Here is an 18,290-nt window from a genome sequence, read left to right as displayed (position 1 = left end):
GGCGTCAGCCGGCCGTGCTGGAGCGGCGACGCACCACCCGGCGCCCATCCGGGGTCTGCTCCACGGTCGCGTCACCCCCGGGGGTCGTGGTCACGTCCTCGCCCTTCGGCTCATCTTCGGGAGGTTCCATCTCCGCCACCAGACCCACAATCACCGCAGCCTGAATCTGATCGGCGAGATCACCGATGGTCATCAGCGCCTTGAGGGTGAGCTCCAAGCGGGAATCACGGGGCAAGCCGGGGCGCAGCTTTTTCACGCTGGCCCAGAGCTCCTGAGCCACTTCCTTCAGCAGGGCCTTGTCAGACATCCCTTCACAACAATCAATCGCATCAACCTACCCGGCTGCGAATCAGCCTCGGAAGCAGCGAGAATGGTCCGATGCCTCTCACCCTTGTGTATGACGGCGGCTGCCCGTTCTGCCGTCATTTCGCCCTGCGCAGTGAACTGCTCGGTGGCATCCCCGATCTGGTGATCCGCGATGGCCGCGCTGATCACGGGCTGCGACGGCAGCTCCGCGAGCAGGGCCACGACCTCAACAAAGGCGCCGTGCTGATGGATGGTGCACGGGTCTGGCATGGCAGTGAAGCGATCGCTGTGCTCTGCCGCCAGCTGACGCCGACTGACCCACTGCTTCAGTTGCTGCACGGACTCTTCCGCGACAGCCGCCGCGCCAACCTGCTCTATCCAGGCCTTCTCGCCGCCCGGCAACTCGCTCTCGGTCTGCAGGGCCTACCTCTGGATCCGGATCGAGCCTGAGCTCAGCTGATTCGCTCAGATCAGACGGCTGCCCCGGGAGGGCAGTGGCAGCGGTTGGCCCGGAGATCTCTGCTTGAGCTCAGGCTGCGGCTGCACAGGAATCAATCGATAACGGACGCGCACCCGCGTTCTCGATGCGCAGTGGGTGAACAACCCCAGCGCCAAAACAATCAGAAGTCCGGTGCGCACCCTTGGCTTCAAGTCACTCCCCGTGATGGTCGTGGTCCGTATGGCATGACTCTGCAGGGCAGGACGATCCCGTCCATCATCGGTGGGGTAGTCGTCAGGCGCGCTTCACGATGAACGGCAAGTTGCTGGTGGTGACCATCCTGCTGGCACTGGCCGGGGTCGCCGCGTATGAATACGTCCTTCTTCAGGGCCTTGCGCCTGCCTGAGTTGGCTCCCATGGTTTCGCGTCTGTTTTTCGCCCTTCTGCTGGTCACGGCATTGCTTCTGGGCCCTTCAACGGCCTGGGCCGCCGACCTGAAACTCAGCGCCGTGGAGCTTGCCCCCTGCGACGCCGCCGATCCCGGAGCCCAGCCGGGAGCGACAAGCGCCAGCAACCGCGGCAGCATCAGCAGCCCGGAGGGAGCGAGCTGCTACGTGCTCACGGGCACCGTTGAGAACCCCGGCCGCCGTCCCGTGGTCGATACCGACGTCTACGCGCGCATCCTCGACAGCAGCGGCGAGCCGGTCCTGCAGAACCGCACAAGGGTGGGGTCCATCGGCGATGTGGAACCTGGTTCCCATCCCTTCGCCTTGCGTCTGGCCGTGCCCACCGGCACCCCAGGCCCCTTTGAAGTGAAGAACGCCCGCGCGCGCGGCTTCAGTGCTCCGGTGCGCAGCCGTGCCGGCGACGACGAAGAGCTGCTGCCCTTGGAGCAGGGCGTGATCAGCAGCCAACCCGACCCCGCCCCCCGCTGACTCCTCGATGGACCTCGTTCTGTTTCTCTGCACGGGCAACTACTTCCGCAGTCGCTTTGCGGAGCAGTGGTTCAACCACAGGGCCCATCAGCTCGGACTTGATGACCAAGTCCAGGCCAGCTCAGCCGGCCTGGGGGTGAGGCCTGACAGCGGCAACGTCGGACCGATGGCCAAGGAGGCTCTGGCGGCCCTGCGGGAGCGCGGATTGGAGCTGGATCCAGCGGATCTGGCCCTGCCGCATCAGGTGAGCCGCCAGGAACTCGAGCAGGCCAGCTGCGTCATCGCCGTCGACGCCGAAGCCCATCGCCCCATGGTGCAGGCCCAGTGCCCTGACTGGGAGGAACAGATCACGTTCTGGAGCGTGAAGGACCTGGGCGAGGGGGAGGCTGATGCCGACCCGATCGTCCAGCTGCAGGGGCGGGTGGAGCAGTTGCTGCAGCGCTGGCAGGTACAGCTGAAACGCATCGACCAGCACTTGCTCGATGCGGTTGCCACCGAAGCACGCCAGCGCGAACGCCTGCGACGCAACCACAACCTTCACCGGGAGAGCGACCTGGTGCAGAGGTTTCTCAATGCACTGCAGCCTGGCACCTACGTGCGTCCCCACCGCCACGTACGAGCCGAGGCGGGCACCGGGTTCGAATGCTTCCTGGTGCTGCAGGGGGCACTCGGCCTACTGGTCTTGGATGCTCAGGGCCATGTGTTGAGGCAGGAACGGCTGAGCGCCAAGGGCTCCCTACGGGGTGTGGAGCTGGCGGAGAACCAGTTCCACACCTTGGTGGCCCTGGAACCCGACACGGTGATGTTCGAACTCAAGCAAGGCCCCTATTTCCCCACCGCCGACAAGGACTTTCTGCCGATGTTCCCGCTCGAGGGGACTCCAGAGGCCCAGGATCAGGAGCTGCGCTGGCGGGATCTGTTCAAGGGAAGCGGCCGCAGCTCAGAACAATGAGCCCTGGACCGGCGCCTCAGCGGGTGCGCGCAACGGTGTGAGCGGTCGGACCTGCCAGCCGACTGGATCCCACCCCAGCAGCAAGGGCTCGAGGGCACGCAGCTCGGCACCATCGCTCGGAGCCATCCAGGCCTCCTCCAGTCCTGCGGGAATGAGCACCGGCATCCGGTCGTGGAGGGGGCGGATCAAGGCGTTGGCCTGGGTGGTGAGCACGGTGCAGGTGTCCACCTCACTGCCATCCGCACCGAGCCAGCGCTCCCAAAGGCCCGCGATCCAGAAGGGCTGACCGTCATCCCGGGCGATCTGCTGGCCCTTCTCAAAAAAGCAGCTGGCCGGCAGCAGGCAGCGCCGGTGTCGCCAGGCCCCACGGAAGCTGGCCTTTTCGGCCACGGTTTCGGCTCGGGCATTGAACGGCCTTGGGCCGGTGGATGGGTCCTTGACCCAGGAGGGGATCAACCCCCAGAGCATCAGGGCAGCTTGGTCCTTGCCCTCCTCGCGGCGCAGGGCCAGCAGCGGTTCACCGGGGCGGATCAGATCCCTTGGGGCGTAATGACGGCGATGGTCCCCATCAAGATGCTCCAGCAAGGGAACCGGCAAGTTGGGGAGGGCTGTGCTCAAGGCATAGCGACCACACATCAAGCCAGCTCCCGGCAGCCAAAGGCCTCCTCATTCAAGGAGACCCAGCTCAGCTGGCAGACCCCACGGTTTCCACATCGGGTTGAGAGCTGGCAGCAAAGGAGGCCTCCAAGCGGGTCTGCTGTTGGCTGAGCTCAGGAGCCAATCGCCGCACGATCAGTTCATCGACAGCGAAGCGTCCGGGGCCCACGGCCAGCACAGCAGCGGCACTGGCGAAATAGAGGCCGAGCAGCTCCAGCAAATAGATGTTGAAACCGTTGATCACGATCGCGTGGTAGATCGCAACACTGATCGTGCCCAGAATCGCCAGTGCCCCGAAACGGGTGAGGAACCCCGTGATCAGAAGCCAGCTTCCGGCGATCTCGGAAAACGCCGCCAGATAGGAGAGGGTGATCGGGAAAGGGAGGTGAAGCGGCCGCACAAAGGCGTCAGCAAAGTTGTCGATATTGGCCAGCTTTTCGTAGCCGTGATGGATCAGCAGTGAGCCGGTGAAAACCCTCAGCACCAACAGGCCGAAGTCGGCAAGAAACGGGCGCGTCAGCAGAGTGCGCAACACAAGAGAACAAGCAGGTTTACAAAACGTAAGGAGGCCTCCACGACAGCCGTGGACGCCGGGTGGCGCTCGCGGATGATTGAGCAGAAGTACCTAGGCAGCAGGCGGCACCACAACCGACACTCCCGCGCGCCAGGATGCATCAAGAAACGAAACGTTTTCTTGACATGAGCACGGAATCCTTTCTTGTCATCGTCCTAAGCATCGGCGGTGCCCTGGCCAGCATCAGTTTCTGGAAGTTCAGCCAGGCCGACTCCAGTGCAGGTAAGGCTGAATAAGCTCAGCCACCCTCTGCTGACCCCCATGCCGGACGATTCCGACTACCGCTACGAACCCCTGGAGGCCTTCGGGGAGAGCCTCACGACGCGGCGCCCCTGGAACACTCAGGCCCTCGTGGGCGTTGAACGCCTCAACGGGCGCGTGGCGATGCTGGGCTTCGTTGCGGCTTTGATTGGCGAGCGACTCAGTGGCGTTGGCCCCGCCGGTCAGGTGCTGGCAGCCCTGCGCTGGTATCTCAATCTCGGCTGACCCATGCACGCCCCGGATCGAAAGGAACTCCTGGAACTCGAGCAGGGGGCACGCCGCCATGGAAGCGGCATCACGGCCACGGAACTCGTGGGCTGCTGGCAGCTTCAAACCGTCTGGCCCCGCACAACCGGTGAGGCCAACGGCATGAGCGGTTGGCTGCTCAGGCAGCTTCAAGCTCGCCTGGAGATCGCCATCGAGACCGATGGCCAATTAAACCTCAGCAATGCGGTGAATCTGGGCGCCCTGGAACTGCGCTTCCGAGGCCCCGGGCAACTGATCGGGGCTCGTCCCTTGCTGCGCTTCCAGTTCACGACCCTCTGCCTCTCCCTGGGACAGCAGGTGCTGATCGAGCGGCACCTGCCCGCCCCGACAGCCCAGAAGGAGCCTTTCTTCGCCCTGATTCATCGCGACCGCAACGGTTCACTGACGGCAAGGGGACGCGGCGGCGGACTTGCTCTCTGGACGCTCAGGGATTGAGCCGCTGCTCCTGCCAACCCTGCCCCTGCTCCCAGCAGCGGCGCAGGTGAGGATGTGGCTTGAGATCCAGCTGCTCGACGCGATCGATCACCACCTGCAGCAATCGAAACGCCTCCGGCAGTGGGCTGCCATCAGGCAGTTGCTCGGGCCAGGGTCCCTCCGGCACGAACGAGGCCCCGGGGGCGGGCCAGCCCCACACCGCCCTCCCCTGAGGCGACATCCCCTGCCAGTGCTGCTCGAGGGCTTCGATCGCTTCTGCGGCCCCGATCACCCGGGCAGTCCCCCGCAGTCGGAACTGCTCCCGAGCCTTGCGAAAGAGCCAACAGAGCTCCACCCGTGGCTGCTGAATCAGATCCTGCGGCTTCTCGCTGCGGGCATCCGTGAGCAAATCGAGCTGGGCAGGCGCCGACCACCCCCGGAACACCAGGGTGCGCACCCGGGGGGTGCCATCACTGGCCAATGTGGCCAGCTGCAGCCATCCGCCCCCGGGGGCACGCCCCTCCCGCTCGCGGGCAGCGCGCAACAACGGTCTCCAGGGAGGCGGCCCACCACTCACTGGCGCGTCACTGCCTGGCGCGTCACTGCGTTGCGATACGACGCTCACGCCTGCGAGAGCCAAGGTTCGAGAAACGCCAACGGTTCATGCATGGTCTCCGAGAAGCCGAGGATGCCGCGATCGCGATGGCAGTAGAGCAGGCTGTCGTCGGAATCAATCAGGAAGGTGCCGCCCCGCTGGGTGATGAAGGCGTCATCCGGCACATAGGTGCGCCAGTGGCGCAGCACCTCATTCATGTTGCGCAACCGCAGGGTGGCCAGTTCAAAGGGGCGCTGAAAACCGCTGCCTCCAGCGCGCTGAAACAACGACGCCGGGAAAGCAGGCAGCACCCCCGTATCGATCACGGCGTCGTCGGTGAAACGCTGGGCCGCACGACGATCACCGACGTACCCCCGCAGCACCTCAGCCAGAGTGCCTGGTGACCCGAGGCCGGCACACATCAGCAAAAGCCCTGGCCAGGGTCCACCCGGCGTCCTGAGACCTGCATACAGCCCCAGGGAACGATGCAGCTGCGCATCAGGCACCACCTCCAGCGCCGTGGACGGGAAGCCAGTGAACGCACAGAACCTCTCAGCGCCCGCCTCATCTCCAATGGCGATCGCCAGAAGGCTGATACCGGCATCCCTGAGCCTGGGTAGCACTGGCACCAGGGCCTGGGCGTACTCCATCGAATCAAAGTCACCGAGCTGGCTGAGCAACAACACCAAACGGCGGCCCGTCTGGCCATCAGCCGTCTGCCGTAGGCGAATCAGCAAAGACTCCGGAGCCTGCATCAGCGGGGGGGCAACAACTCTCTCTCGCCTGTCACAACCGCAGAGCAAGGCGACTCGTCCAAGCGATCCAGTTGATGGGCAAATTCCCTGAGCTCCGCATCGAGCTCAAGCAGCATCACGGCCAAGGCCTGGGCCAGCTCGCAGCTGAAGGATCGCGGCATGCCAGGTCTCAGGCGGGACTCGTCCGTTGTAGAGGGCAGGCAGCCACTGTCGTGGCTGCCGTTGCGGCTCAGACACAAAACGGTCCAAAGCCATCTGGATCACTGATGCTCCCGCTGCCAACGGCTGAGGTTGGCCGGGGAGAATTTGTGACCGTGACGGAGCGCCACCTTGGCGACGCAGGTGTTGTCGCTGCCGCAGCTCTCCACCTCACGACGAATCGTGTCGTTGCTCTGAGCCTTGGAGAGGAACGTCTCCAGTTGTTTCATCGACATGGTCACGCCAGCGATGGGACTCCCCACCGCTAGACACCTGGCGCGTGTAAGCAGCGACACATCGCTTTTTCTTCTGATCAGCTGCTCCCTGACATCGCCGGAGACAGCCTGCTGATTTTCGCCTCGAGGTAGGCGAGAAACGGCTCGGCCGACAGGGCACGGCCACTCACCTGCTCCACCAGCTGCTCCGCATTGAGGGCACGGCCGATCGGGTGCACATGCTCACGCAGCCAGGCGAGCATGCCGCTGAGATCGCCACGGGCGACGTGGTCTTCCGGGGCACCGATCGCCGCGGTCATCGCCTCGCTGAGCTGGGCACTGATCAGATGACCCAGCAGATAGGAGGGGAAGTAACCGAACAATCCCTCGCTCCAGTGCACATCCTGCAAACACCCCTCAGCATCATCGGCAGGCTTGACCCCAAGCAGCTCCCCGTAGCGACGGTTCCATTCCTGCGGCAGATCGTCCACTGCCAGCCCCTGCTCCAGCAGCGCCAGCTCCAGATCCGTGCGGATCAAGATGTGTAGCCCGTAGCTGAGTTCATCGGCTTCCACGCGATTGCAGCCTGGCGCCATCGGATTCATCGCCCCCCAGAACTCCCTGGCCGACCCAAGCGGGGCACCCGCCGCGGCGAACCGTTCCCACCAGCGCTCAGCGAAGGGGAGGCTGCGGGCCACCCTGTTTTCCCAGAACAGCGACTGGCTTTCATGCACGGCCATCGACGTGGCCTGCCCTAGGGGCCAGGCGAACCACTGGTGGCTCGCGGTGGGCAGCCCCTGCTCATAGAGCGAATGCCCCCATTCATGCGCCGTCGCCAGGAAACAGGAGAGCGGCTGACCAGCCACCACCCGGGTGGTGATTCGGAAGTCGCGGGGGCCAAGGGTGATCGAGAACGGATGCGGGGAGGCGGCCACGCAGGTGATCGCCGGATCGCGGCCCCAGTCCTCCAGGAGCTGATCACAGAGCTGCTGCTGAGTCGCGGCAGGCAGATCCCAGCTGAGGGACGTGGGCCTCGGGCCGCTGCGCAGCTGATCCAGCAGTTCCGGCAACCGCTGGCGCAAGGGCGCAAACAACTGCTGAAGTCGCTCCAGGCTGAGATCGGGCTCAAAGGGCTGGGCAAGGGTCTCCCAGCAGCTGCGCGGTTCCGCCAGCTGGCGGGCCTGCTCCTGACGCAGGGACACCATGCGGGTCAAGGCCGGCGCAAACAGGCTGAAATCAGACCTGACCTTTGCCTGTTGCCATCGGTCGTAGCCCTCCGCCTTGGCGGTGGCCAGGGCGCTGACCAGATCAGGATCCAGGGCTTGCTGACGACGTAAGTCCTGCTCCAGCAGATCCAGATTGCGCCCGCGGGCCTGCAGTTCGCTGTTGTCTGCAGCTCCTGCTGCAGCAACGGCAACGTGCCAGTCCTGTCGGGCTTCGGCGATCAGGTCCGCATAGGACGCAGCGCTCTGACGGGCATGGAGCTGCCGCGCCAGCAAGGCCAGCTGCTCGCCACGCCAGGCAGCCCCTCCGCTGGGCATGCGCGTGTTCTGATCCCAGTAGAGCGTCCTCTGGATTGACTCCAGGCAATTCGTCTCTTTGAGGTGGATGCCCAGGCGTTCCCAGGCGGTTTGACCGCTCATCTCAATCGCCAGGCCGGTGCTCACACCAGCCTCGCAAATGGGTCAAGGACATCGCGACAAGCCCCGTAAAGGGCGAGTCACAACGCGAACTCTTCGCTTCTCACCGCGACCAAACGCAACTCGGCGTAACGCCATCGCTGTCGGCCCACGAACAAGACCGTCGCCCTTCGGGGCTTTCTTTTGTCCCTGACCGCGCATCACATGACCACCACCCCGCCACGGATTGAACTCAGCCCGCAGGAGTGTCGCCTGTTCGCGCACCTCAAGCGGTGCAAGCAATGGCAAACCGCCAGGCAGATCGCAGATGCCACCGGCGTCGCTCCTCGCACCGTGCAAGGCCACACCAAACGCCTCAGCGCCTGCGGCCTGCTGGAGCGGATGGAGACGCACCCTGCGCCCATGTTCCGCTTCACCGCTGAATCAGCTCAAGCCGACCCCGCCTATGTGGCGCGGATCGCCAACGCCTGCGAAGCCTTTGGAGTGGAGTTCTGATGAAGCCTGAATGGAGAAAACAGATTTTGCAGGAGGCATTCAGTAATGACGAATGAACAGCAGAGCATTGAGCACATCAAGGAGCGGATGAAGGGCATTGCTACCCGTGGCATCCGGCAGACCTTGCGTGACATCCAGGATGAGTTGTGGTTTCTCGACCGCCTACTAAACGCAGGAGTCAAAGGATCCACTGCAGAGATTGACGCTGCCTACGACAGCTTCGACAGCGACGCGGTCTCAAAGAACAGCTCCCTAGGGGAACACCTTTGCTCAACCCAGGCGACTATCGGCGTCGTCATCTGTGCGCTGGCATCCGTATTGAGCCATGCCGATGCCTGCAACGACGCATTTAAGAAAGGCCACGAGACCGACATTGAACCCGCGCTAATTGAAACGCTGATTCAGCAACCCGAATATCTCGACAACGAGGCTGCCGAGATTGCCATGCAACAGGGCGACAGCTCGGCTATGGCATCCCTGCGGCGGCAGCTGAACAGCTTGCTTGAAACGGAGGGGCAGGCCGATGACTGAAGCCTGGATCGAAAAGAAGCGAGCTTCAGTCTCATGGGGCGACCAAATCCACGAAGCAGTTCTGCCGTCAGGCGTGGCCTGCTGTTGGTTTGAGGTAGAGGGCCAGCGTCATTACCTGGTGCCCGGATCACTTGCCGATCTCTCCGGCTCCCTGGCCTTGGCGAAGGAGGCGCAGGCTCTCCCGGAATGTGACCGGGCCACGGTGTTGTTCCTGGACTGGGAGGCCACCGAATACCAGGTCGAGGAGGCGTTTTTTGTCCTTGGCCGGGAGGGCGTCGGTTGCGGCTTCCTGGAGGGCCAGCCCGAGGCCATCCACCACCACCTGCTGTTCAAAGCCAGCGAAGGCACCGTGCTGGTTGAGGCGTTGAAGCGGCTGAGAGGTGAGGCCAATGGCTGACCCCATCAACCTCACCCCCAGCCAGGAGAAGGCCCTGACCCAGCTGCTCACGGCCGTGGCTGATGGCAGGAACACAGCGCTGCATGGCCCTGCCGGCACCGGGAAAACAACGCTCACCGGCGTGCTGATCCACCGCCTGCTGGAGCAGGGCAAACGCCTGGCCGCGGCTGCCCCGACCCACAAGGCCGTGGGTGTGATTCGTGGTCGCGTGCCTGACAAGGTGCCTTGCAAAACCGTGGCCTCCCTGCTCGGGCTGAAGCCGGTGGCACGGGGCCGCTACGTCCAGTTCATCGCCGACTTCAAGCAGGCCGAGAAACGCGGCCAGCTCCGCGGGGTCGATGTGCTCGTGGTCGATGAGGCGTCGATGCTCAGCCAACAACTGGGACAAGATCTGGAGCGCCTCGCTGCCACCACCGGCACCGTGATCATCTGCGTGGGCGATGCAAGCCAGCTGCCGCCTGTGGACCCACCACCGGAACCCGGCGAGGAGGACAACTACCGCGGCGTCATGGCCCAGGCGTTCCTCAATCCACCCGGCGGCATTGCTGCCCTGACGGAAGTGGTGCGCCACCAGGGCCCCGTGCTGCAGCTGGCCACCACCATCAGGCGATACGCCACACGCGAACAGATCAACGGCGCCTGGCCCAGCCGCGACCTGACCCACTCCGAAAGCCAGGTCATCACCTACGACTGGGCTAACCCCTGGCTGGCCAGTGCCAAGCGGATCCTCTGCGATCCCCGCTGGGAGCAGCAGCCGGATGCAGGGCGGATCCTCTGTTGGTCCAACAGGCAGGTGGACAAGCTCACGCTGGCCATCCGCGAGGCCAAGCTCGGCAAACAACTTGCCGCCAAGGGCTGGCAGGTCGGCGAGGTGGTCGCCAACGGTGATGCCGTCCAGCAACCCGGCAAATCACTGGCCGCACCGTTGGCACCTTCCACCTGTGAATGGCGGGTGGTGGAAGCCAAGCAGCACCGGCTGGTGCAACACATCGGCGATGCCGTATGGCGCACCCCCAAGCGACAAGACAGCCGGCACTTCTCGATCAGCTGTGATCTCACCGTTCAGAAGCTGAAGCTGGAGCCGCTGGCCCCCGGCGATCAGCTCAAGACCATCGAGGTGTTTGCGCCAATCCCTGGCAGCACTGCCTGGGGTGAACGCATCCAGGAACTGCGGCAGGCGATCACCAAGATCGAAGCCGGGCCAGCACGCACCAAGGCGTGGAAGCAATGGCATGAACTGCGCAGCTGGTGTTGTGACCTGCGTTCAGCGGCAGTGCTCACGGTTCACCGGAGCCAGGGCAGCACTTTCAAGCACATCTGGATTGCAAGTGATCTGGCTTTTTGCAACACCGCTGACCTGATCCCACTGCACTACACGGCGCTCACCAGGGCCAGCAAAGCCGTCCACCTGATCAAACGAGGAGCACACCATTGAACATCTTCACCCTCACCGCTGGCCTGGTGCTGCGTGGCTACCAGAAGAAAGATCCCGGCGACCTTGGCACCTATGTGCCCCCAGCCGGTGGGCGCTATTGGTCGATCCTGCCGGCAGCAGTCTCCTGCGATGGCAAGCATCGGCTGTGGGTTTACCCCGATGGCAGCGACATCAAGATCAGCGTCTGCGCTGTATTTAGCGGCACGGTTAAAAAGTGCAGCATCAATATCGGCAGCACCCCTGTCGTGGTCCGATTCAGCCCCGTTCCGGAGAATCTTGATGGGCTGCTGGATGGCCTTGACCGGGTTGCTGCTATCTGCAACCAGGGCGGTGATGCGCTGCTCGATGATGCGCTGCTAGCCCAGCACCTCAAGAGCAACCTGCCGGATTGGCTGCAGGTGGATGAAGCGGCGGAGGTGGACTGATGGCTCGACGCAACCCACCCGTCACCTGGCGTGATCCGATCCAGGAACAAGGCCCCCGCCAACAGGCCCGATTCCTGCTCCAGGTGGAGCAAGCCGCAGCGATCCGCAAAGGCTTCGGCCCTGCCTGCAGCGTGGTGCAGAACCCCAGCACCCGCCTGGTGCTTGAGGCTGCTGGCGTGCCGCTCGCTGATCTCCCCGCCTGCAATGACCCCGGCTACCACCAGGCGATCGAGGCCACGCTCAAGACCGTGTGGAAGGAAGACAAGAAGCATCCCCACCGCGATCTGCTGATGGAAACCAAGGGGAAAGTCTCCCAATTCGCCTGTGAGGCGGGGTGCACTGAAGGGCTCACCCACTCCTGTTCACACGAGTCAGAGGCACGGCTCAGCCGTGACCAGGAGCAGCGCCTACTCCGCTGGGCGCCAGAACTCCGCTTGAACTGGCGGCATCAGATCGCTGATCTCGGTCGCGCCCTGGCGGATGCCGGCGGTGATCAACAGGCTGCCGGGTTGCTGTTTTCGGCCGCCGACCTGCAGCGCATCCAGGAGTTATGCCTGCCGGGATACCTGGCAGCCAAGGCGGAAGGCGATCGGATCCGAGCTGAGCGCAAGGCCGAGTTCCAGGCACGCTTCGGGCACCAACCCACTGGCAATCCTGGCTTCGCCGAAATCGAGGAGATGTTCTTCATCAGCGGCGGCGAAACCATGACCGAGCTGTGGCGCCGCATGAAATGGGGCAAGTTTGCGGAAGAACCCCAGTGGTCGCCGCTGACGGGCAAAGTCCCACCCCGGCAATCGGATTGGCTGCTGCTCGATCTGGAGCCCGGCGCCACAGCGGCCGAGATCAAGCAGGCCTATCGCCAGCTGGCGATGCAGCACCACCCGGACCAGGGCGGCGAGCAGGAACAGTTCATCGCCATCACCGAGGCGTGCCAGCGCCTGCTGGCTGGAGCGCAGCGATGATGGCGTCGCCTGAGCAAAACACGCTCCAGCGCATCACCAGTCAGCTTGTGCAGCGCGGCTGGCAACGCAGTTGGGCCGATGTACATACGCCCTGCTGGTATCTGCTCTCAGATGGGGAAGCCGACGGTGCGCGGCCAACCTTGCGACCTTGTGCAGCAGAGACGCTGGCGATCTGGCCAGATAGGCCGTGGTTCCTGTTGGTGCACTTCTCTCCTCACGGGTTGTTCCTGAGGGCTGAGGTTGTCGTCCACGACAGCCCTGGCGATTGCGTCGAGGGCGAACCCGGCAGCATCCCCGAATACCCAGGCGACCCGGATGGACTGCTGGCTTGGGCCGAGCAGATCTACCGACTGTGGGAACGCTGGGCCAACCGACCGCTTGCAGGGGAGGCCGATTGAAGGAGGCCGCTTGACCGAAAGCGCCGGCAAAGAAACAACACTGAAACCGACTAATCGTGATTGAACTTTTTCTTTTGGCCTGGGTGGAGTGTGGCACCTATGGCGCCACGCCATCGTCACCCGGCGGCTGCAATGTTGGCGACACCAACCTGCAGGAAGTCAATGGGGTGCTGATTCGCCAGGACGAATACAGAGCACCTGCGCCATTCTCTGAACCCGAAACATCGCCGCCGTCGTTTTACTCTCCAGCCCCGTAATTCCTTGCGGGGGTGTAAGCCTTGACGGCCAATTGCCCCGCCTGCTTTGCTCCTTTTGACCAACGCTTTGACCATGACCGCATCAAGTTTTTGTCTGACAAGCGCCATCGCAACCGCCACCGAAAAGTCGCCTCTTGAAGCTGTTGCCGAATACCCCGAGCTTGGAGCCGCCGCTCCGCGCCTGTTTGAGCTGGTCAACGCCATGGCGGTGCTCGACCGCCTGCAGGCCCAGGTTCGAGATCAAGAGGCCTTGGTGGATCAGCTCTCCGATCAACTGAAGCAGGAGGTAGAGCAGTGAAATTGAAGCCTCCTATCTATTCCCCGATCCAGCCAATCACCATCAGCGAACGCTGGTTTCCTAGGGGCCGGGACTTCGGCCTTTACGAGAGCCAGGGAGTTATCGCTCCCAATGTCACCTCGATCTTGGGATGGAAGTTCCCATTCGATAAATCCAAATGGATCGAAGCAGAGCCAGATGTTGACCATGACGCTGTCGCCCGCGAATCAGCAGAACGCGGTACTGCTGTTCATTACGCAATGGAGCAATGGCTTCAGGGCAAGCCTCATGAGCCGCTGGCTGATCACCTGCCCTGGATCAACCCGCTCCAGGAGCTTGTCTCCAAGGCGAAGAAAACCCTCGCCGTGGAGATTCCGGTTCACACCAAGATTGCAGGTCTGGGTTATGCCGGAAGCTGCGATGGATTGATGATGACTGACAACGGTGATGTCGTGATCATTGACTACAAGACCAAGCGAGAGAACAAAAAAGTTCACTCCAAGTTCTGCGATAAGCAGAGAACACAACTGGCCGCCTACTCCCTGGCGATCAATGAGCTGTATGGCGACCAGCTCCCCAGTCCGGTCAAACGCTGCAGCCTGCTATTTGCCCATCCCGAGCCAGGGAGGCCTGTCACCGTTGTCTCGACTGAAGGCCTCGAGCTTCGCAGCTACCAAGAGAAATGGCTGGAGATCCTTGAAAACTGGTATGCCGAACATGGCGATGCCGTCGCGGAAGAACAGGCTCGCTTCAATAGAAAGAACGAAGCTCCACCCCTCTGAATCATGCCCTTCATCGACACTGCAATCCGGCAGGCCCTCAACCTGGCGGAGTCCTGCCCTAGCGAGGAAGCGATTGCCGCGGCCTGCCAAGCCCGCAATCTCCAGCTCCGGGATGACGAACTGAAGCCCGTGTCCAAGCGCAAGCCAGCCGAGGTCCAGCCCAAATGAAAGATTTAACTGACCAGCGCTTTGGCCGACTGGTTGCGCTACGCCCCACCGGCGAGAAGCAATGCAGCCACCACTTCTGGAGCTGTCGCTGCGACTGCGGCACTGAGGTCTCAGTGCTGGCAACCAACTTGATCCAGGGGCGGTCCACCTCCTGTGGCTGTTACCGGAAGGATTGGGCCGCAGCTGCTCACTACCGTCACGGGATGATTTACGGCCCAGAGCATCGAGCCTGGACGCAGATGCTGGCCCGTGTCCGTCGCCCCTCCTGCCCCGGCTATCTCGGAGACCGGATCTCCGTCTGCGACGAGTGGACCGACTTCCGCAACTTCTACGCCGATATGGGCGATCGGCCCACCGATAAACACTGCTTGACCCGCGACGACCTTGATGGTGACTTCACACCCCTGAATTGCTCCTGGGGGCTTCGGTCGGAATACATGGCCCGCGTTGCCCGCGAGCGCTGGCAAAGACGTTGAACCGATTGCTGCGTCTCAACGAACCATCCGCTCAAGTTCAGTCGCATCACGCTCCACCTGATCAGGTGTGGTGAGCGCATTGCGGGCATCACGTTCCTGACGCCACTGCGCTGCACCAGGCGATTGGCTCAGCTCCACCTTTTCAGTCGCCAGCTGGGCGTAGTAGTCGTGCAAGATCTTGACAGCCCTGGGCCCTGGTAGCTCCAGCTGCTGTGATCGTGGACGGTCATTCAGCTTGGGATTAGTGCTGAACCTTGGATCGGCCTCCCATTGCTTCCAGCTTGCTGAGGTGAAGAGACCATTGAGCGCCTCATACAGCGTCTTGCCTTTCGTCAGACGATCCAGCAGCGGTTGCAGGTCAACCGGCACGGTGGTCTTCACCTCATACCGACGCCCCTCCCCGCGATCTAGCTCACCCTCCACGGCTGACAAGCGCACGCTGAGACGACGGCTGAACAACGGGTGGTCGCTGATCACTCCGCCCTTGGTGTTGCCGGTGTAGTGGTTGAACTCCTTCTCCAACGGTTCATCCATCAACACCCCACCCAGCCTCCCGCTCATCAGCGGTGCAGGTGGTTGCAACAGGTTCAACCGATCCAACGTGGCGTACACCCGGTTATCCCAATGGGCTGGGAAGCCAAGCGGCCATTCACCCTTGAAGATCCCCTCAGGCCGCTGGACCTTGCGACCCATGTAGTCCTCCTCCTTGAGAGGCTGCCCCATCAGGAACGACACCGATGGCACGGAGTAGTAAGCAAAGTTGCGGAGGTTCTCTTCCAGCTTCTTGAGCGGGTCGTCATCACCGATCTGGTCCTGCCAGTAGCGGTCCTCCAGCGTGAGAGCACGAGGTTGCATCAGATCCTGGTTGGTCAGTCCAGTAAGACGTTCCACCTGGCGTGTAACACCAGACGCGGGATTCACCTGTCCGTTCACCAGGAAACCCATGAACCGCGCCCACTGCCCCTCGCTTTGCGACATCAACGTGTCACCCAGCATCTGGAACTGCCGCCAGCCGGTCTGACGCATCAGCTGACCAATCGCCACCTGGGCTAGACCCATGAAGGCGTTCTTGCGGTCGTAGTGGCTGTACTCCCCGCTGACAAACGTGTTCCATAGATCGCTGTAGAGGAACAACGTATTGAGGATTGGCAGACCGCCAAGGTTGTACGGGATGCCAAAAACACTGTTGGGTTTATGGCCAGCAGCCAGCCATTCAGCACGCTCCTTGGGGTCCGTTGGGCCGTTGCCTTCCACAAGCCCCTGGGACTCCAACACACCCCACATGGAGAGCATCCCCAGCCATGTGTACCAAGAACCTGTCACCTTGGCGATCTGTTCGGTGGTGGGGTTCTTGCCAAAGATGACCTTGGCCGTTTCGATGATGGGCGGCCTGGCCTGCTTCATGTCCCACAACGCCTGACCCATCGGTGAACGCCAGTAGGGGAAGAAGGAATCGACATAGCGATCTTCACGAGCGCCCATGATTCCTTGATCTAACTTGCCCAGCCAGCCATCAGGCTTCTGTTGCATCCGGGCGTATTGCGATAACGCAAATGCTTCCTGCTGCTCTGGTGATGCCAACACCGGCTTGCCGATTTCTGCCTGGTAAGCCAATGCAGAAGCAATGTCCTCATCACTAAACTCCTCCGGGCTCAGGTCGTGTTGCCTCCTGAAGTCCTTGATGTTCTGTGCAGTCGGGGTGGCTTGATACAGCTGATCTTCCAACTGTTCCCTGACCCATGCCTTGCGTTCTGCCCAGCTGAGCAACGGCATTTCATTGGCAGACCGCAGCAGCAGCTCATTGGCCCTTGCGGTCATGAAGGTCTTGAGACCAGCGCGATGATCGACAGCTGCCATCATCTGCAGAGCTGAAGTGACAGGCAACTTCATGCCGGTCTGCTTCTCGATCAGGTGATTTCCAAGCAGCTTTAGCCCGACGAACGCCTTATCCCGCATGTCCATCGGCCAGTAGCGGGCGTCAGGGTCCAGGCCCTGCGTGATGGCAGCACGGAGCTTCTGGACCTTGCTTGGCATCTCGATGGGCACATCGTTCCCATCGGCGTCTTTCATCGTTGGGCGACCTTCATCGCCATACAGCACCCGATACGCAATCTCGTACTGCTGATCAATCGGGATGGCACCCTGCGTACCTAGCTGGTCCGGGTTGCCAGCAAAGGGTGTACGGCCCTCGATGAAGGCATCGCGGAAGCTGTCCTTCCAGCTCTGACGAATCACGTCCTGGGCGATGAAGCCAGCTTCAGCCGCAATGCGAGCACCCTTGATCGTGTTGTCTAAATCGAAGATGCCACGCAGAAAAGATGTACCGAAAGGGCGCAACTTGACGCCATTCTCAAACGCCTTGCGAAAACCCTCAGCAACAAACACCAGCTTATTGGCGAGGTAGTTATTCAGCAGTTGAGTGTTGAGGTTAAACAGCTGAGAATCCTTGTAGTAAGCCCTTGCCTGACGACGCCAGTTGTAAGCAAAGTCATCATCCAGACTGGGCGCAAATGGATCAGCGCCTTCAGCTTCAAGTGTGATCTCAAGCTGTTTCAGGTCTTCCACGCCATCCACACCACGAGCAGAGGCTTCTGCCACCTTGCCCAGCACGGTGTTCTCGCCAATCAGATCACCAGCAGTCGGGACAAACAGCTTCCCGGCCTCACGTTCCAGCTCCTCCCTGAACAACCGACCTGCAATCGCAGGCGCCACCATGCTGTTGTTCTGCAGTTGTTGCAGCAGCTGGCCTGATACACGACGGGAGAGTGCAGCAGAACGCTGAGCAAAGATCGCCTTGGCACCTGCATCAACCAATGCCCACTTCAACTCCTGTGTCGCTGGAGTTCCCGTCTGTTCAATGTGTTCACGAATCGCACGAACCTTTTCAATCAATGTCTTCCGAGTGACATCAGAGAAGACTTGCAGCTTGGTCTGACGGTTCAGGATCGTCAGGAATGGTGCGACATTCTCAGCAACACCACGGCTGATCTTGTCCGTATCCAGCCGGATGTTTGCCTCAGCAAAGCTATCGGCCAACCGCTGAGCAAAGGTCTCCTTGTTGTTGATGGCAGTAACGGCGTTCCAATCCTTGGGATTCATCTCCTCCCAGCTGCCCGTAATGGTCTGCACCAGTCGGGCCATCTGGTTGGCATCTTCAATGCCGATGCGGTCCACCAGTTGCTTCAGGTTCTGGAACTGGCCCTCCGAACCGACAGGGCGTTCACGAGCACCTAATGCCCGATCAGCCCATGCCTGCATGGCAGGGCTATCGGTACGCCGCAACGCATCCCAGATCTGGTCAAACTGCACCTCGACTGAGGCGCCAGTGGCCTTGTCTTGGAAGACAAAGACCCGTGCTGGATCAATGCGTTGCTCAGGATCTAACGCCTCCCTGGCGCGGATCAGCTGGTCCTCGATCTTCCGGCGTTCTTGTTCCAGGCGTTGGATTTCCTGGAAGGCGTCATCGCATTGGGACATGA

25 protein-coding genes are annotated in these 18,290 nt (G+C 62.1%); 16 read left to right on the top strand and 9 right to left on the bottom strand.

Annotated elements, in window-relative coordinates; translation table 11 throughout:
* Nucleotides 1-4: 4 nt before the first annotated feature.
* Entirely contained in the window at nucleotides 5-307 is a 303-nt protein-coding gene (locus tag H0O21_RS07295) for a TIGR03894 family protein (RefSeq protein WP_131454550.1), read from the bottom strand.
* A 71-nt stretch (nucleotides 308-378) separates the two neighbouring features.
* On the opposite strand from H0O21_RS07295, the gene H0O21_RS07290 reads away from it, so the two are divergent.
* The 3 genes from H0O21_RS07290 to H0O21_RS13635 all read left to right on the top strand — a co-directional run bounded on the left by H0O21_RS07290 (nucleotide 379) and on the right by H0O21_RS13635 (nucleotide 2,632).
* Entirely contained in the window at nucleotides 379-756 is a 378-nt protein-coding gene (locus tag H0O21_RS07290; protein WP_131454551.1) for a DCC1-like thiol-disulfide oxidoreductase family protein, read from the top strand.
* Nucleotides 757-1,161: 405 nt separating this feature from the next.
* Nucleotides 1,162-1,680: a hypothetical protein gene (locus tag H0O21_RS07285; RefSeq protein ID WP_185189211.1), complete on the top strand. Its 519-nt coding sequence runs from the start codon at nucleotides 1,162-1,164 to the stop codon at nucleotides 1,678-1,680.
* A 7-nt stretch (nucleotides 1,681-1,687) separates the two neighbouring features.
* Nucleotides 1,688-2,632 (top strand): WbuC family cupin fold metalloprotein, encoded by a 945-nt coding sequence (locus H0O21_RS13635; RefSeq protein WP_370523010.1) that lies wholly within the window; start codon nucleotides 1,688-1,690, stop codon nucleotides 2,630-2,632.
* Here the strand turns inward: H0O21_RS13635 and H0O21_RS07270 are convergent.
* Both H0O21_RS07270 and H0O21_RS07265 read right to left on the bottom strand, forming a co-directional pair.
* Nucleotides 2,621-3,268: an SOS response-associated peptidase gene (locus tag H0O21_RS07270; protein ID WP_185189210.1), complete on the bottom strand. Its 648-nt coding sequence runs from the start codon at nucleotides 3,266-3,268 to the stop codon at nucleotides 2,621-2,623. The genes H0O21_RS13635 and H0O21_RS07270 overlap by 12 nt on opposite strands.
* A gap of 49 nt (nucleotides 3,269-3,317) precedes the next feature.
* Entirely contained in the window at nucleotides 3,318-3,824 is a 507-nt protein-coding gene (locus tag H0O21_RS07265) for a DoxX family protein (RefSeq protein WP_131454555.1), read from the bottom strand.
* Nucleotides 3,825-4,124: 300 nt separating this feature from the next.
* Here H0O21_RS07265 and H0O21_RS07260 point away from each other — a divergent pair, with 300 nt between their 5' ends.
* Both H0O21_RS07260 and H0O21_RS07255 read left to right on the top strand, forming a co-directional pair.
* Entirely contained in the window at nucleotides 4,125-4,349 is a 225-nt protein-coding gene (locus tag H0O21_RS07260) for a chlorophyll a/b-binding protein (RefSeq protein ID WP_131454556.1), read from the top strand.
* Nucleotides 4,350-4,352: 3 nt separating this feature from the next.
* Nucleotides 4,353-4,826: a hypothetical protein gene (locus tag H0O21_RS07255; RefSeq protein ID WP_185189209.1), complete on the top strand. Its 474-nt coding sequence runs from the start codon at nucleotides 4,353-4,355 to the stop codon at nucleotides 4,824-4,826.
* Here the strand turns inward: H0O21_RS07255 and H0O21_RS07250 are convergent.
* From H0O21_RS07250 to H0O21_RS07230, 5 genes are all read right to left on the bottom strand, one after another.
* A complete protein-coding gene (locus H0O21_RS07250; protein WP_370523009.1) occupies nucleotides 4,816-5,430 on the bottom strand; it encodes a pyridoxamine 5'-phosphate oxidase family protein in 615 nt (204 codons plus the stop codon). The two genes, H0O21_RS07255 and H0O21_RS07250, sit on opposite strands and share 11 nt — an antisense overlap.
* Nucleotides 5,427-6,155: a peroxiredoxin-like family protein gene (locus tag H0O21_RS07245; protein WP_185189208.1), complete on the bottom strand. Its 729-nt coding sequence runs from the start codon at nucleotides 6,153-6,155 to the stop codon at nucleotides 5,427-5,429. Before H0O21_RS07245 ends, H0O21_RS07250 begins: the two co-directional genes overlap by 4 nt.
* Complete coding sequence (locus H0O21_RS07240) at nucleotides 6,155-6,316, bottom strand: hypothetical protein (protein WP_164498730.1); 162 nt, start codon at nucleotides 6,314-6,316, stop codon at nucleotides 6,155-6,157. Before H0O21_RS07240 ends, H0O21_RS07245 begins: the two co-directional genes overlap by 1 nt.
* A 99-nt stretch (nucleotides 6,317-6,415) precedes the next feature.
* Nucleotides 6,416-6,589, bottom strand: coding sequence for a Nif11 family protein (locus H0O21_RS07235; protein ID WP_131454559.1), 174 nt, complete (start codon nucleotides 6,587-6,589; stop codon nucleotides 6,416-6,418).
* Between the two features lie 77 nt (nucleotides 6,590-6,666).
* Nucleotides 6,667-8,211: a carboxypeptidase M32 gene (locus tag H0O21_RS07230; RefSeq protein WP_185190926.1), complete on the bottom strand. Its 1,545-nt coding sequence runs from the start codon at nucleotides 8,209-8,211 to the stop codon at nucleotides 6,667-6,669.
* A 201-nt stretch (nucleotides 8,212-8,412) separates the two neighbouring features.
* Here H0O21_RS07230 and H0O21_RS07225 point away from each other — a divergent pair, with 201 nt between their 5' ends.
* The 11 genes from H0O21_RS07225 to H0O21_RS07175 all read left to right on the top strand — a co-directional run bounded on the left by H0O21_RS07225 (nucleotide 8,413) and on the right by H0O21_RS07175 (nucleotide 14,811).
* Nucleotides 8,413-8,703 (top strand): helix-turn-helix domain-containing protein, encoded by a 291-nt coding sequence (locus H0O21_RS07225; protein ID WP_185189207.1) that lies wholly within the window; start codon nucleotides 8,413-8,415, stop codon nucleotides 8,701-8,703.
* An 87-nt stretch (nucleotides 8,704-8,790) separates the two neighbouring features.
* A complete protein-coding gene (locus H0O21_RS07220; protein ID WP_185189206.1) occupies nucleotides 8,791-9,234 on the top strand; it encodes a hypothetical protein in 444 nt (147 codons plus the stop codon).
* Nucleotides 9,235-9,352: 118 nt separating this feature from the next.
* Nucleotides 9,353-9,631 (top strand): hypothetical protein, encoded by a 279-nt coding sequence (locus tag H0O21_RS07215; RefSeq protein WP_185189205.1) that lies wholly within the window; start codon nucleotides 9,353-9,355, stop codon nucleotides 9,629-9,631.
* Nucleotides 9,624-11,066 carry an AAA family ATPase gene (locus H0O21_RS07210; protein WP_185189204.1) on the top strand — a complete coding sequence of 481 codons (1,443 nt, stop codon included), beginning with the start codon at nucleotides 9,624-9,626 and terminating at the stop codon, nucleotides 11,064-11,066. Before H0O21_RS07215 ends, H0O21_RS07210 begins: the two co-directional genes overlap by 8 nt.
* Nucleotides 11,063-11,491 carry a hypothetical protein gene (locus H0O21_RS07205; protein WP_185189203.1) on the top strand — a complete coding sequence of 143 codons (429 nt, stop codon included), beginning with the start codon at nucleotides 11,063-11,065 and terminating at the stop codon, nucleotides 11,489-11,491. The genes H0O21_RS07210 and H0O21_RS07205 overlap by 4 nt, the downstream gene beginning before the upstream one ends.
* Nucleotides 11,491-12,453, top strand: coding sequence for a J domain-containing protein (locus tag H0O21_RS13255; protein WP_255440932.1), 963 nt, complete (start codon nucleotides 11,491-11,493; stop codon nucleotides 12,451-12,453). The genes H0O21_RS07205 and H0O21_RS13255 overlap by 1 nt, the downstream gene beginning before the upstream one ends.
* A complete protein-coding gene (locus H0O21_RS07195) occupies nucleotides 12,450-12,851 on the top strand; it encodes a hypothetical protein (protein ID WP_185189202.1) in 402 nt (133 codons plus the stop codon). Before H0O21_RS13255 ends, H0O21_RS07195 begins: the two co-directional genes overlap by 4 nt.
* Before the next feature lie 330 nt (nucleotides 12,852-13,181).
* Nucleotides 13,182-13,406 (top strand): hypothetical protein, encoded by a 225-nt coding sequence (locus H0O21_RS07190; protein ID WP_185189201.1) that lies wholly within the window; start codon nucleotides 13,182-13,184, stop codon nucleotides 13,404-13,406.
* Complete coding sequence (locus tag H0O21_RS07185; RefSeq protein ID WP_185189200.1) at nucleotides 13,403-14,167, top strand: PD-(D/E)XK nuclease family protein; 765 nt, start codon at nucleotides 13,403-13,405, stop codon at nucleotides 14,165-14,167. The genes H0O21_RS07190 and H0O21_RS07185 overlap by 4 nt, the downstream gene beginning before the upstream one ends.
* Nucleotides 14,168-14,170: 3 nt before the next feature.
* A complete protein-coding gene (locus H0O21_RS07180; RefSeq protein ID WP_185189199.1) occupies nucleotides 14,171-14,335 on the top strand; it encodes a hypothetical protein in 165 nt (54 codons plus the stop codon).
* Entirely contained in the window at nucleotides 14,332-14,811 is a 480-nt protein-coding gene (locus H0O21_RS07175) for a hypothetical protein (RefSeq protein ID WP_185189198.1), read from the top strand. The genes H0O21_RS07180 and H0O21_RS07175 overlap by 4 nt, the downstream gene beginning before the upstream one ends.
* Nucleotides 14,812-14,826: 15 nt before the next feature.
* On the opposite strand, the gene H0O21_RS07170 is transcribed toward H0O21_RS07175, so the two are convergent.
* On the bottom strand, nucleotides 14,827-18,288 hold the full coding sequence (locus H0O21_RS07170; protein WP_185189197.1) for a hypothetical protein: 3,462 nt from the start codon (nucleotides 18,286-18,288) through the stop codon (nucleotides 14,827-14,829).
* Nucleotides 18,289-18,290: the final 2 nt, after the last annotated feature.

The organism is Synechococcus sp. HK01-R, assembly GCF_014217855.1.
In the GTDB taxonomy this organism is placed as follows: Bacteria; Cyanobacteriota; Cyanobacteriia; order PCC-6307; family Cyanobiaceae; genus Synechococcus_C.
The sequence above is the reverse complement of the archived record's forward strand: the minus strand, read 5'-3'. Positions and strand labels throughout refer to the sequence as shown.